The sequence below is a fragment of the Exiguobacterium sp. SH0S1 genome (assembly GCF_004337165.1).
Taxonomy (GTDB): Bacteria; Bacillota; Bacilli; order Exiguobacteriales; family Exiguobacteriaceae; genus Exiguobacterium; species Exiguobacterium aurantiacum_A.
Map to the genome: position 1 here is coordinate 614,047 of NZ_SJVC01000001.1, position 14,835 is coordinate 628,881.

Genomic DNA, 14,835 nt, shown 5'->3' on the forward strand with positions numbered 1-14,835 from the left:
ATTACAATGTATCAACTGGTGAATTTTATGTTTAAATTAACAGGTAACACTGGTGGTGATTGAATGGTTATGTGTTGTTAAATATATTTAAACCTATAAAAAATTAAATGAAAAAGTACTAAAAGCCATTTATAATAATAATTTCCAAGTTATCCATTGTTTCTTGATCATTGGTTGAAATTATTACTTAGTTATTGGAGACAACTCGTATGAACATTATGTTTAGCTTACTATCGGTACTATATGTCGTCTTTTTGTACGTCAGTCCGTTCACAAACGCCACCCCGTATGAGACGGCCGAATACTTTGCGTCTTTCGACCGAGACGTTAACAGTTGGGAGAACGTCGAGCTGTTCGAGTCGCTCGGGACCGAGCTCGATCTTGAGATGGACCGTTTCGTCCATTATGCCTCCGTACCGAGCCATTGGACGACGTTGACCATTGAAGACGACGAACGATTCGATGGTGTATCTCATTTCATCTTAGAAGCTGGATTTGACGGTGAAGTGATTCAAACGGATTGGAACGAACCGATTGATGATGTAGAAGGAAAAGTCGTCGTTTTGCCGATGACGGTCAAATCACTCGAGTTTGACAGGAGGGACACGTCGGCTGATCCATATGGAGAGGTCCTCATTGATGATGAGGCGAATCGCCACTTACTCAACCTGTTGGAGGCAGGAGCCGAAGGGTACATTGTCACGCCCGATGAACAAGAAGAGGCTTATTACGGAACCATTTATACTTCGCCACGGACGCGGCTGCCCGGCATCGGCGTCGACGTTGAGACAGCAGATCGTTTGACGGACGGGACGCATGTCTCGGTCGAACCGTTCGTCGACGACGAGGTGCCGTATGTCGAATTTATTCAACCTGGTAAAACAGACGAGGAGATTGTGATCTTGGCTAGGCTTGACGGCACGGGTTACGGGGACCATGCGTTATGGAGCCTTGGTGGTTCATCGATATTGTACGCGCTCATCGAACAAATGGATGGCATTGATACGGATGCAACGATCCGGTATCTCTTCTTGAACGGAAGTGGGGGTGGCTACGAGACCGCCATGGATTATTTAGAAACAGCGAAACAGGCTGAAACTTTGCCGTCTTTAGTACTGTCATTAGATATTCTTGGTACCGGGGAAGATGCACGTTTTGTAAGGACAAAAGGGATGACAAGACTGCCGGTCCTTGAGCAAGGAAGCTGGTCATCACTTGATGTGAAGCCACTCGGGACGTCGTATTTAGATGAATTTCATGCGGAAGGCGTACCGGTCATGTCATTAAGCGATTCATTGACGGCTGAGTTTGATGCTTTAACTGAAGCCGATACAATCGACCGTTTGTCGAACGAGGCGATGGAAGACCACGTCTCTTGGCTAACAGATTGGCTCGCCACACAATGATGTCTTGAACCGTCCCCGTGTGAGGGCGGTTCTTTCTTTTTGACTGAAACACTCGTCCTCTCTCGAATTGTTCGGTATGATGAAAGAGGAGGCGATACAATGGAACGAAACATGAACATTACAAGACATTACGGTGAACTGGCCGGTACGCTTTTATTGCATGACGGGAAGCGAAAGACGGTCGTCATCTTGAGCGGGAGCGGGCCGAGTGACCGGAACGGCAATGTCGGACCTGTCCAGTTCAATACGTATAAAAAACTAGCCGACGCGCTATATGGCATGGGCGTCAACGTATTTCGGTACGACAAACAAGGGATTGGGGAGTCGGATGGTGACTTTAATAAAGTCGGACTCCACGACTTGGTCAACGATGCGATCGAAGTCGTGAAAACGATCCAAGGGTTGCCTGAAACGGGCGATGTCTACGTGCTTGGCCATAGCGAAGGGGCGGTCATCGCCCCGGCCGTTCAACTCGAGACGAATGCGGCCGGATTGATCCTCCTCGCCGGATTCAACGACTCGTCGAAACAGATGTTCTTACATCAAGCCGACGCACTCGCGAGCGAGATCGGGCGCGTGAAAGGGTTGAAAGGGATGTTTTATCGGTTGACCGGCGTCCCGAAAAAAGTCAGACAACGGCAAGACGATCTGCTCGAGCGCTCGCTCCGGACGAACGTCGCTGCGTTCAAATACCGAGGCCAAGTCGTCAACGCCAAATGGATTCGTGAACATGCGTCGTATGACGTCCGGGAACGGCTCGAGCTCGTGCGTGTCCCGCTGCTTGCCATCACCGGTGACCGTGACGTCCAAGTTCCGCCTGAACACGTCCATTCACTGCGGACGAAAGGCGATGTCGACAGCTATATCATTAAAGATATGAACCACCTGCTCGTCGAACGGACGAGCCCGCATTCACTTTTAACGTTGCACAAAGAATATCGTGAGGCGATCGAGGCCCCGCTTCATCCACAGCTGTTACAGAAATTGAACAATTGGTTAATCAAATAGTCAAAAACAGTCGAAAACGGTCACTTAGTGACCGTTTTTTGTGTTATAATTGTGACAATAAGATAAAAAATGAATGAATTTGAATGTTTTTGATTGTTTTTTGAATGTAAACGCTTTATATTAGAGATACGGAGGGAATACGATGTTAACGAAACAACGACATCAGATGATTTTGCAACGGTTGTCGGAACAAAAGATCGTCAAGCTGAAAGAGTTGGTCGAATGGATGGGGGCGTCAGAGTCGACGATCCGCCGTGATTTGACGGACCTTGAGGCCGAAGGCTACCTTGAACGGGTCCATGGCGGGGCGACGCTCGTCGTTCGCGCTGAAGACGAACCGACGTTCGAGGAAAAACGGGATCGGCACGTCGATGAGAAAGTCGCGATCGCACGGAAGGCCGCGACGTTCATCGAAGACGGGATGTCCGTCTATCTCGATGCCGGGACGACGACACAGGCGATGGTCCCTTACTTGACAGGTAAGAAAGTCATCGTCGTCACGAACAGCCTCCCGATTGCCAACGACTTGTTCGATCTCGATATTAAAACGTTCGTGATCGGCGGCGAGTTGAAACGTTCGACGCAAGCGCTCGTCGGCTACAACGCCCGCGAGAGCATGATGAACTATCGGGTCGATGTCGCTTTTCTCGGTATCAATGGGGTCGACCTAGAAGCCGGCTATACGACGCCTGACCCAGAAGAAGCCCTCGTCAAAAAAACAGCGATTGAACTGGCTCGGAACGCCTACATCTTGGCGGACGATTCAAAATTCGGGAAACGTTCGTTCAGCCGAGTGGCGCCCCTCGAGGCGGCGACACTCATCACGATGAGCGGTGCACCGTACGTCAGTTCAGTCGAAACATTAACAAAGGTGGTGAACGCCCAATGATTTACACGTTAACACTTAACCCATCAATCGATTATTACGTCACATTGCCAGAAGTCGTCTTAGGTGAGGTCAACCGCATCCAAGAGACGACGCAACGGGCCGGAGGAAAAGGTATCAACGTCTCGTTCGTCTTACGTGAGTTTGACGCCGATACGGTCGCCCTAGGATTCATCGGCGGAACGACAGGTGAATTTATTAAGAAAGCGTTGACGGACAAGGGTGTCGAGACCGATTTCATCGAAGTCGATGGCGAGACCCGAATCAACGTCAAGATCCGGGCGAAAGAAGAGACGGAATTGAACGCGAGTGGTCCTGTCATCTCGGACACGGAACTTGAACAGTTGACAGCACAGTTCGAACACGTCCAAGCAGGTGATATCGTCGTCTTGGCCGGAAGCATCCCTAGCAATCTGCCGAGCACACTTTACCGGACGCTCGCTGAGAAAGTTCGAGCGAACGGAGCCGACTTCGTCGTCGATACGACAAAAGAAGCGATGCTCGAAGTGCTCTCGCTCGAACCACTCATGATCAAACCGAACCATCACGAGCTTGGTGAACTGTTTGACGTCAACATCGAGACGTTTGACCAGGCGCTCCCTTACGCTGAACAGTTAGTCGAGCGTGGCGCCAAAAACGTCATCGTCTCGTTCGCAGGAGACGGAGCGATGCTTGTCAACGGTTCAGGCGCCTATACGGCGAACACGCCGAGCGGGAAACTTGTCAATTCGGTCGGAGCGGGCGATTCACTCGTCGCCGGTTTTGTCGCCAACATTTTAGACCATGACGCAACCAAGGCGTTCCGCTATGCGGTCACGACCGGCAGTGCATCTGCTTATACGTTTGGCCTCTGTACGAAACAAGACGTGGACCGCTTGGTCGGCGAAGTCGACGTCACCCCACTATCACGATTGGAGGAAACAACATGAACATCACGGACCTACTCAAAAAGGACACGATCCAACTGAATCTCCGCAGTCGTTCAAAAGCAGACGTCATCGATGAGCTCGTCGACGTGCTCGACCGGGCCGGTAAGCTATCGGACCGGAACGGTTATCGCGACGCCATCTTGGCCCGCGAAGCGCAAAGCACGACCGGACTCGGTGAAGGGATTGCCATCCCGCACGCGAAGACGAAAGCTGTCAAAGCACCCGCGATCGCCTTTGGTCGCTCGAGCGGGATCGACTATGAAGCGCTCGACGGCCAAGACAGCCGCCTGTTCTTCATGATCGCAGCAGGCGAACACGCCGACAACGAGCACTTAGAAACACTCTCGAAATTATCCGTCTTCCTTATGGATCCAAAATTCCAGGAACGTCTCTATGCGGCAACGTCAGAAGATGACGTCATTCGCGCAATCGAAGAGAAAGAAGCGGCCGAAGCGGCACCGGTTGCTGAAAAAACGGTCAAAAAGGATGCACCTTATATCCTTGCCGTCACAGCTTGCCCGACCGGCATCGCGCACACGTATATGGCAGCAGACAGCCTGAAACAAAAAGCAGAAGCGATGGGTGTCGACATCAAGGTCGAGACGAACGGTTCGACTGGCGTCAAAAACGAATTGACGGCAGCTGATATCGCCAAAGCGACAGCTATCATCGTCGCGGCCGATAAAGCCGTCGACATGGAGCGGTTCGCCGGGAAACACGTGATCGAAGTACCGGTCGCGCAAGGCATCCGCAAACCTGAAGAGTTGATCAATCGGGCTGTGAAACAAGATGCACCGGTTTACCGTTCGACAGGGACGTCAGGCGCTCCTAAAGAACAGCGCACCGGCATTTACAAACACTTGATGAGCGGGGTATCAGCCATGCTGCCACTCGTCGTCGCCGGTGGTCTGTTGATTGCCCTCAGCTTCTTCTGGGGCATCAACTCGGCAAACCCAGATGACCCGTCTTACAATGAATTTGCGGCTCAGCTCATGACGATCGGTGGCGCGGCGTTCGGTTTCCTCGTCCCAATCCTTGCCGGTTTCATCGCGATGTCGATCGCCGATCGTCCGGGTCTCGCACCTGGTCTCGTCGCCGGTGTGCTCGCGAGCGAAGGGAATGCCGGATTCCTCGGTGGACTCATCGCCGGTTTCTTAGCTGGTTACGTCGTCCTGTTCTTGAAAAAAGCACTCGCGAAATTGCCAGCGACGCTTGAAGGAATTAAACCAGTCCTCCTGTATCCGTTGCTCGGCTCGTTCATCTCAGGGATGATCATGCTACTTGTCGTCAACGAACCGATCGCAGCGTTCATGACATGGTTGATGGATACGCTCAACAGCATGAGTGGTGCTAACGCCATCTTGCTCGGTGTCATCGTCGGTGGCATGATGGCCGTCGATATGGGTGGCCCGATCAACAAAACGGCGTACGTGTTCGGTACGGCGGCACTCACAGCCGGTAACCAAGAAGTCATGGCGGCCGTCATGGCAGGTGGAATGGTGCCACCGCTTCTCGTCGCGCTCGCGTCAACCGTGTTCGCTCGTCAGAAGTTCTCGAAACAAGAACGTGAAGCTGGTAAGACGGCGTACATCATGGGCGCCTCGTTCATCACAGAAGCAGCCATCCCGTTCGCTGCGGCCGACCCGATCCGGGTATTACCGTCAGCGATCCTCGGGTCAGCACTCGCCGGTGGATTATCTGCCTTCTTCGCGATTCAATTGCCGGCGCCGCACGGTGGGATCTTCGTCTTCCCATTACTTGAAGGAGCTGGAAACGTCGCGATGAGCATGGGTCTCTACGCACTTGCGATTCTCGTAGGGGCACTCGTCGGAGCACTCCTCCTCTCGTTCTTGAAAAAACCGCTTACGACAGCGACGGCAGAGCCAACGCGTGATGTCGCTTAACAAACTCGACCGTAGGGATTCCTACGGTCGTTTTTTGTCAAATGATTGTCAGTCGTTTCTGGAAGAAGTGTGATTTCGATTCGGTGATTTGTGGTAAGATATTTGTAAAACTTAGGGTAGGAGGGGGTACGGATGCAAATACGGAAAGCTGAGCCGAAAGACGCTTACGGGATCGCACGCGTCAGGGTCAACGGTTGGCGAACGACTTATCGGGGGATCGTTCCGACTGAGGTTTTATTAAAGCTCTCTTCTGGCTCGATCGAGTGGTCGGAAAAAATCCGAACTGCCCTTTCTAACCGCGAAGTCAGCGGATTCGTCGCCATAGTCGATGAGGAAATCGTTGGTTTCGTTTTGTATGGGGACGAGCGGACGGGGGACTATCCGGACCATCCGAACGAGATTTATGCGATATATATTCTTGAAGAGCATCAGCGCATTGGAATCGGATCGCTGTTACTCGAACGCGCGGTCCAAACGATGTCTAGCCGTGGACTACTCATTTGGGCGCTCGAGCTGAACCCGCATCGGGCGTTTTATGAACAACGGCAAGGGCGGGTCGTCGATGCGAAAGAGCGCTTGTTCGGCGAACTCGCGTTGCGCGAAGTCGCCTATGGCTGGACGGAAGCGACCCATGATGCGATCATCGGGGCATGAACGGACGCGACGAAACTGTCGCGTCCGTTTTATTTAGACAACACAAATATATAGCAAAATAGGTGACTACATGAACATGTATAACATAACCAAATATCATCCTGAAACGAGAGGGAAGATTGACGAGTGGACGGAAATCTCGGACATCGATCAAACGTTTGAAGGTGTCGTCTTCACGTTGGAGGAATATCTCCGCATGGAGTCTAATTACGTTAAAGCGATTGAGCGAATCATGGGCTATTTAGGAGTGAAGACATTGACCGTCTCCTATCTTGAGCGACGTGACTATGCGTATCGAGCCTCTTCGAAATGCGCGTTCAATGCGCTTTATCCGATCCGGATGAGAGACCTTCGCAAAAAAGTGAAGCTAGGGAAGGTGCTGTCACGAGACCAAATCCCGAACATGCTTCGCCTCATGTTAAGGAATACGCTTTACGCCGAGTTAGAGTATAAAGTGAATGAGTCAGACGAAGAATATAGGTTCAAAGTGTTCTTTGGGTACGACTATATGATGGGCGTCCATTCGTTGAACGATTTGTCGCCGCTGCGAGACGAGTTGTTGCATTTGGATATGTATCTCGAAGATTGATGCAGAGGTGACACCTAAAAAACGATTACAAGGTAAGGGGAGGACGATGTTTATCTTTTCTCCTTATCCATTCCGTTAATAGGGTTTAAATGGTAAAATTTATAAAAATAAGAGTCGGAAGATTCCTGATTTTATAACGATATCTTACAAAAAGGTGCTGGCTACATGCATAACTACACTCTACTGGAGAGAGCCCTATTTTTATCGCCTTCCCTCAATTTCGAGAAGATGAAAAAAGAGATGGATGGAAAGACTGTCCTGATTACTGGAGCGAGTTCAGGAATCGGCAAGGAGTTCGCCTATCTATTAGCGAATACAACTGCGCATCTGATTCTGGTGGCCCGCAGAGAAGCAAGCATGAACGTCATGAAAGTCGAAATCGAAAAGGCTACAGCCAGTGTAACGGTATTCCCGGCAGATTTGCGCAATGAAGAGGAACTAAAAGGATTGCTGGCATTTCTTCATCAATTAACGGACGGAGTGGATGTTGTCGTCAGCAATGCCGGAATCTCCATCAACCGTCCAATTGCCCAGTCGCTGGATCGTTACCATGACTTCACACGTACCATGGCGCTTAATTATTTTGCTCCGGTACAGTTGTTGCTATCGCTCATTCCGGTGCTTGAGAAAAAGAACGGGCACATCATCAATGTCTCCACCATAAATGCTTTGCTATTCCCTATACCTCACTGGGCTGCCTACCAGGCGTCGAAAACCGCTTTTGATACGTGGTTGCGCTCGGCGGAGCCGGAACTGAAAATCAAAAACATTTCCACCACTTCCATTTATCTGCCGCTCGTGAAAACACCCATGATAAAACCAACTATTGCTTATCAGACTTCCCCTGCCATGTCACCGGTTCACGTGGGGGAAATTATAGGACACGCCTTGTATACGAAAAGAAAAGTTTATAAACCCTGGTGGCTGATTCTAGGTCAATGGGCTTCAGTTATTTTCAGATCACCGTTATCGTTTATCGTCCTCAGGTTATTAAGAAAAAAGGAGCGTGAAAGAGGCAATGTTTAATTTGCTGAAAATATTGTCGCAGCTCAATTTTCTTTCCCCATCAAACTTAGGACGTCTTTGCTTCGCTATCCATCAAAACGGTGTAAACCTTATGCTTCTTTTTTCATTGACGGAAAAGACGGGAGGCCAAAAAACTGCTTTGGTGGATAGTCGGGAAACACTCAATTATCTGGAGCTGCAGAAGCACTGTGAAAATCTCGCTCATCTTCTAGCGGAGAGGTATGGGATTTGTAAAGGGCATAAAGTGGCGTTCTTCTGTAAAAACCACGCGTCCTTCGTGCAGGGCATTTTTGCTGCTTCGCGGCTCGGCACAGATATATACTTGCTCAATTGTTCCATGAGTCAACTGCAGTTCGATCGGCTAGTGCGAGAACATCATTTCGACTTGCTGATTTACGACGAAGAGTTTAGCGGATTGATTGAAAAATCGTCTTACCAACATTCAAAAATCGTCAGTTATCATGAAAAAATTGAATCCATCAACAGTTTGTCGGATTCGGCTCTACATAGAAAAGAAAAATTGACGGCTTCTTCCAGCGGAAAGATTGTGCTGTTGACCGGTGGCACCACTGGAAAGCCTAAACAAGTGATTCACCGCCCATCCCTCTTTAATTTCCTGGATCCTTTTGCTGCTTTACTGAACCGACTGCAGCTGCCAACATACAGCACTGCCTATATTGCAACGCCGATTTACCATGGCTACGGCATCGCAGTACTGTTATCATTTCTTGCTTTGGGAAAGAAAGTTGTCATTCAGGAGAGCTTTGATCCGAAAGGAGCATGCGCCCTTATTCGGCAGCATCAAGTAGAAGTTGTCACGGTAGTTCCTTTGATGATTCATAAAATGTTGAAGCACGATAAAGAAGCGCTCAGTTCCCTAGCTTGCATTGCGTCTGGAGGTGCAAAACTAAATCCGGTTTTAGTGAATGAAGTAAACAATCATCTGGGGAATGTCTTATACAATCTATACGGAACTTCGGAAGCTGGCTTGAACATCATTGCTACACCCGAAGATTTAAATTTTCATGCAAACACGCTTGGAAAAGCAATTTCGGGAAGTCAATTGCAGGTAGTCGTGGACGGGAAAAAAGTTGAACCTGGCAGTATTGGACAATTTTGTATTCGGAATAAATGGTCCATGAAAAACAGCCCAAGCCACTGGATTCAAACTGGCGATATCGGATACCGGGACGAGAACGGCTATTATTTCCTGTGTGGACGAACAGACGACTTGATCATTTCGGCCGGCAACAACATCTATCCTTCGGAAATAGAAGTTGCATTGTGCAGCCATCCGAGTGTCGAAGACGTCGCTGTAATCGGTGTAGAGGATATCTACGCTGGCAACATTCTGAAGGCATATGTGCAGTTGTATTCTGAGAAAAAAATGAGTGAAGAAGAACTTTTCAGCTGGTTACGCACACGAGTGGCAGCATACCAAATCCCTCGAGAAATCGTTTTCGTTGAAGAGCTGCCTTATACACCTGTAGGAAAGCTGGACCGAAAACGAATTCAAACAATTACTCGTATCGGGGGTTAAGTGATCTAAGAATAGAGTTATAAAGATGTTGAGAGTACTTTGATCGCGGGGGAAGGAAGTGGAATTGAACGAGGCAATCATCGAACGGATGAAGTGTTGCGCTTAATTCGACAAACCGTCGAATGTAAAGGTTTTCAGGTTAGAAAAATAGAAAAACGGTAATGATTTTTTGTCTAGGTCATCAAAAAGACCCGAATTCTAGCCGATACATAGGTTAACGTAGCGAGAGTTATTCTCGGGAATAGGGGTTATTTATGAAACGGACGAAACAACGAACCATCAGCATTAAACAAAAGTTGATCACGATGTCATTGCTCTTATTATTGATTCCATCGTTATTGATCGGCTTTGTCGCTTACTATCAGGCGAAACAAAAAATTACGGATCAAATCATGCAGTCGGCACACGCGGGTGTGGAGCGGATGAATGACGAGATCACGAATCTGATTGAACCGATTGAGCGCGACGTCGCCTTTTTTGCGGGGCGGATCGATGAGTCGCTCTACGAAGAAGGAGAAGACAACCTTGGGTTAGAGGAGAAGTTCGTCGAATATTTGGCGACCCATCCGAAAGTGACGAACATCTATTATGCGTCCACTGAAGGCACGATGACGATCTATCCGGTCCAAACGATGCCGGACGACTATGATCCCCGGACGCGTCCGTGGTACGAAGCGGCAGATGGTGCCAAAGGAAACGTCGTCATCACCGACCCTTACGTCGATGCGGCCTCGAACAAGATGATGGTCACGTTATCGCAGACAACGGATGACGGTCGTGGCGTCATCGCGGTCGACGTCGACGTTGATGATATCGCCGAAGTCGCGACTAGCATTCAAATCGGGAAAGAAGGCTACGTCACGATCCTTGATGCGAACCAGCAGTTCGTGACCCATCCGACGTTAGCAGCAGGCGAGAAGGGGTCGGGCGATTGGGTCGAATCGCTTTATGATGGCAAAGATGGCAGCTTTTCATATGTGTTCGAAAATGAAGACAAACAAATGGACTTCATGACGAACGACTTGACGGGTTGGAAAGTGGCCGGAACGCTGTATGATGACGAGATCACAGAAGAGACGATTGGTATTCTTTGGACGACCGTGGGCGTGATTGCTGCGATGAGTCTTTTGGCCTCAATCATCTTATACTTCATCTTACGCTCAATCATTCGACCGTTGAACCGTTTGACGACGGGCGCGGAACGGATTCAGGCGGGAGATTTGACGGAAGAAATCATCATCGATTCGAACGATGAGATCGGCCGGGTCGCTGAAAGTTTCAACGGCATGACGGCGTCACTCCGTTCGATCATCATCAACCTCGATCAATCGATTGGACAAGTCGCCGCATCGTCGCAAGAACTGATGGCCAACTCGGCGCAAAATACAGCATCTTCTGAGCAGATTGCCGGTGCGGTCCAGCAGATGGCGGCCGGCGCCGACGATTCGAAACGTCAGCTCGACGACAACGCCGTCTCGCTCCAAGCAATCACGGCAGGCATCATGCGCATCGCTGAAAGCTCGACGGACGTATCGGAACTGTCTCGCGAGACGGCGATCGAAGCGGAAGACGGGACAGCTGCCGTCACCCATAACGTGACGCAAATGAAAGCGATCGACACATCGGTCGAGACGTTCGGCGCAGTCATCGAGTCACTCGCAAAGCGTTCGAACGAGATTGGAAACATTGTCGATGTGATCAACGGGATCGCGACGCAGACGAACTTACTCGCTTTGAACGCTGCGATTGAAGCTGCCCGCGCCGGTGAGAACGGGAAAGGGTTTGCCGTCGTCGCGAGTGAAGTCCGTAAGTTAGCAGAACAGTCACAGGACTCGACGAAGCAAATTTCGCAGTTGATTGAGAATATCAAGCAAGAGACGGAGCGGTCTGTCACGTTGATGAAAGAAGTGTCGGCCCATACGAAAGCGGGCCTTGAGACGACGGAGAATACAGCAGAGCGTTTCAAGAAGATTATGTTACGGACGCAGGAGATGACGCCACGGATCGAGGACGTGACGGCCACTGTCGAAGAGATTGCGGCGAACGTCGAAGAAGTATCAGCTTCAGCGACGCAAATCGCTCACATCGCCGACGAGAATTCGAACGCCTCGAGACAAGTCGCGGCAACGACAGAAGACCAGCTCGGTTCGATGGAGGAAGTCTCGCAATCCGCGAAAGCACTCGCCGATATGGCGGAGGAGTTGCAAGAACTCGTATCACGATTCAATGTATAAACGAAAGGCAGAGCGGATCCGCTCTGCCTTTTTGGTACATTTCGATTCTTCTTAGAGTTCATATCATCGTTTGCTCGACACTTGGTTGCGGCCTGAGTTTTTTGCCACGTACAGCGCCTCGTCCGCGTCTTGAAGTGCTTGTTCGACGGTCTTTCCGCCATCAAGCGAACTGACGCCGAACGAACATGTGACGTGCGGGACCGGACCGAACGGTTCGTCGTTGATCTTTTGACGTAACTTGTCGGCCAACTGGATGCCATCAGTAAGTGTCGACTGCGGGGCGACGATTAAAAACTCCTCGCCGCCCCAGCGACCGATCGAATCGGTCTTCCTTATATTTCGGCGGAGCAATTGAGCGATCGAACGTAACACGAGATCGCCGGTCGGGTGACCGAACGTGTCGTTGACGAGCTTGAAGTAGTCGATATCGAGCATGATGACGGCGGCAGGTGCTTTCGTGTCGACCGTATCTTGGACAGCCGAGGTCAGGACGTCGCCGACTTTTTTACGGTTGAATAACTCGGTCAACGGGTCGAGTGACGACAGATGCTCCATCCGTTCTTCATAACGTCGCTGTTCGGTCATGTCTTCGATGACGCCGACCCCGCCGTCGATTCGGCCGTCAGCCTGAAAGCTGGGCGACATCGTCGTCCGGACGAAACGGGGCTGTCGATTCGGAGGGGTATACCAACCGGCTAAACGGACGGTCTCGCCTGCCAATACACGGGCGACGGCACCGTATAAGTCAAACGTTGAGGTCGTGCACCGTTCAAACGTCGAGCTTGTCATTGGGACGACCCCGAGTAAGTCGACGAATGAATCGTTGTAACTGATGATGCGTCCGAACGTATCGAATGCAAAGAGACCGATCGGTAACTGGTCCCACGAGGAAGGATCGGGTTTCATGGTGTGGGTGTCTTGGTGAATTCGTTCTTGATCAGCCATAGAATGACATATGCGCGAACGCATACTTCCTCCTTTCTTTAACGAAACGAGAGTTTAGGACGTTCGTACTGATACTTTATACCCTTATTTGGAAGAATATTAGCTAAAACATGATAAAAATAAGCTGAAATCTAGAATCTGTCGGCTGATGGACATAAAAAAGAGACCGCTGGCGCGATCTCACAACGGTCATAAGATTGGGCTGAGCAACCGTGACACACCTTCGCGCATCCGGACGCTCCACTTCCGGACCGCATAGTCGTCGACCGTATAGCGGCGACTGACGGCGACGTCCGACTCGAACAACGAGGCGAGCTCAAGAGCGACCCGCTCGTCGTAGATGATGGCGTTCACTTCGAAGTTCAAGCGGAAGCTGCGAGCGTCCAAGTTCGTCGTCCCGACAGTTGAAATTTCATCATCGACGACGAGCGTCTTCGCGTGCAGGAAGCCTTCATCGTACATGTAGACGTTCGCCCCGTAGTCGAGCAGCTCACCGAGAAACGACAGCGACGCCCACATGACGAACGGATGGTCCGGTTTTCCGGGAATCATGATGTCCATCTCGACACCAGAGAGGAGTGCCATCTTGCAGGCGTCCATGAAGCTCGTATCCGGGATGAAGTAAGGCGTTTGGATGATGACCCGTTGCTTCGCCGACGCGATCATTTTGATCATCATATTCTTCAAGTGCTCGGTGTCCGAGTTCGGTCCGCTCGTCACGATCTGCATCGGTGACTGCTCTTTAATATCATGGTGCGCGAAGCAGAACGAGTTTTCAGGGTCGTGATGCTTGCTCCCCGAAAAGTTCCAGTCCAAGATGAACCGGTGCTGCAGGTGGTAGACGACGTCCCCCTCGACCCGGAGGTGGGTATCGCGCCAATAGCCGAACTTTTCGACGAGGCCGAGATACTCGGTACCGACGTTGAAGCCGCCGACGTAGCCGATCTTGCCATCGATGATGACGACTTTCCGGTGGTTCCGGTTGTTCAACTTGAAGTTGATCAAGCCGAGCGTCGGCGGGAAAAAGACACGGACTTCGCCGTTATGCGCGATCAACTCCTTGAAGTCTGAATCGCGGAGGCTGCGCGATCCGACCGCGTCATACAACAGCCGGACTTTGACGCCCGCTTTGGCGCGCTCGATCAGTTCGTGGATCAAGGCCTTCCCGAGGGCATCACGTTGGATGATGTAATACTGGATGTTGATCTCGGTCTCGGCGCTACGGATATCGTCCATCAGCGCCTTGAACTTCTGTTCCCCGTCATGCATGATGGTCGACTTGTTGTGGACGCTGATGAGTGACTTCGATGAGCGCAAGTTCATCTCGAGCAACTGCTCGTACTTCTCAAATAGCGGTTGGGCGAGCATCGTCTCTTTACGGTGAATCTGCTCGATTTGACTCTCGACTTGCAACGAATGAAATGAGCGTTCCTCAACACTCAAGTTAAAGAAGTTATCTTTTTTCAGCTGTCTACCGAGGAACAAGTAGATGATAAATCCGAGGATCGGTAGGAAAAACAAGACGAGCAGCCAGGCCCAGGTGGCACCGACATCGCGGCGTTCCGCGAAGATAACGGCTAAAGCGAACAATAAATTTAACCCGAGGACGATATACAGCCCCCAACTGATCATGACCGACCACTCCATGCGACCCACTCCTAAACGACAAATTGTGCAACTAGCTTTATAATACCTCAATCGAGGGAATAGTATG

At 50.5% G+C, this 14,835-nt stretch carries 12 protein-coding genes; 10 read left to right on the plus strand and 2 right to left on the minus strand.

Annotated features, from left to right (window positions below):
• Positions 1-209: 209 nt before the first annotated feature.
• The 10 genes from EVJ20_RS03085 to EVJ20_RS03130 all read left to right on the plus strand — a co-directional run bounded on the left by EVJ20_RS03085 (position 210) and on the right by EVJ20_RS03130 (position 12,176).
• A complete protein-coding gene (locus EVJ20_RS03085) occupies positions 210-1,406 on the plus strand; it encodes a hypothetical protein (RefSeq protein WP_131507016.1) in 1,197 nt (398 codons plus the stop codon).
• A 99-nt stretch (positions 1,407-1,505) separates the two neighbouring features.
• A complete protein-coding gene (locus EVJ20_RS03090) occupies positions 1,506-2,414 on the plus strand; it encodes an alpha/beta hydrolase (protein ID WP_131507018.1) in 909 nt (302 codons plus the stop codon).
• 142 nt (positions 2,415-2,556) lie between these two features.
• Positions 2,557-3,303 (plus strand): DeoR/GlpR family DNA-binding transcription regulator, encoded by a 747-nt coding sequence (locus tag EVJ20_RS03095; protein ID WP_131507020.1) that lies wholly within the window; start codon positions 2,557-2,559, stop codon positions 3,301-3,303.
• The gene (pfkB, locus tag EVJ20_RS03100; protein ID WP_131507022.1) at positions 3,300-4,229 is read left to right on the plus strand and encodes a 1-phosphofructokinase; all 930 of its coding nucleotides are present in this window, start codon (positions 3,300-3,302) and stop codon (positions 4,227-4,229) included. Before EVJ20_RS03095 ends, pfkB begins: the two co-directional genes overlap by 4 nt.
• On the plus strand, positions 4,226-6,133 hold the full coding sequence (locus EVJ20_RS03105) for a PTS fructose transporter subunit IIABC (protein WP_131489796.1): 1,908 nt from the start codon (positions 4,226-4,228) through the stop codon (positions 6,131-6,133). Before pfkB ends, EVJ20_RS03105 begins: the two co-directional genes overlap by 4 nt.
• A 132-nt stretch (positions 6,134-6,265) precedes the next feature.
• Positions 6,266-6,787 (plus strand): GNAT family N-acetyltransferase, encoded by a 522-nt coding sequence (locus tag EVJ20_RS03110; RefSeq protein WP_131507024.1) that lies wholly within the window; start codon positions 6,266-6,268, stop codon positions 6,785-6,787.
• Positions 6,788-6,863: 76 nt separating this feature from the next.
• Positions 6,864-7,376 (plus strand): hypothetical protein, encoded by a 513-nt coding sequence (locus EVJ20_RS03115; RefSeq protein ID WP_131440576.1) that lies wholly within the window; start codon positions 6,864-6,866, stop codon positions 7,374-7,376.
• A gap of 165 nt (positions 7,377-7,541) precedes the next feature.
• A complete protein-coding gene (locus tag EVJ20_RS03120) occupies positions 7,542-8,402 on the plus strand; it encodes an SDR family NAD(P)-dependent oxidoreductase (protein WP_131507026.1) in 861 nt (286 codons plus the stop codon).
• Positions 8,383-9,942: a class I adenylate-forming enzyme family protein gene (locus tag EVJ20_RS03125; RefSeq protein ID WP_236636154.1), complete on the plus strand. Its 1,560-nt coding sequence runs from the start codon at positions 8,383-8,385 to the stop codon at positions 9,940-9,942. Before EVJ20_RS03120 ends, EVJ20_RS03125 begins: the two co-directional genes overlap by 20 nt.
• 254 nt (positions 9,943-10,196) lie before the next feature.
• Entirely contained in the window at positions 10,197-12,176 is a 1,980-nt protein-coding gene (locus EVJ20_RS03130; RefSeq protein WP_131465118.1) for a methyl-accepting chemotaxis protein, read from the plus strand.
• A gap of 63 nt (positions 12,177-12,239) precedes the next feature.
• On the opposite strand, the gene EVJ20_RS03135 is transcribed toward EVJ20_RS03130, so the two are convergent.
• Both EVJ20_RS03135 and cls read right to left on the minus strand, forming a co-directional pair.
• Complete coding sequence (locus EVJ20_RS03135; RefSeq protein WP_158625523.1) at positions 12,240-13,082, minus strand: GGDEF domain-containing protein; 843 nt, start codon at positions 13,080-13,082, stop codon at positions 12,240-12,242.
• Positions 13,083-13,310: 228 nt separating this feature from the next.
• On the minus strand, positions 13,311-14,768 hold the full coding sequence (gene cls / locus EVJ20_RS03140) for a cardiolipin synthase (RefSeq protein ID WP_131507028.1): 1,458 nt from the start codon (positions 14,766-14,768) through the stop codon (positions 13,311-13,313).
• Positions 14,769-14,835: the final 67 nt, after the last annotated feature.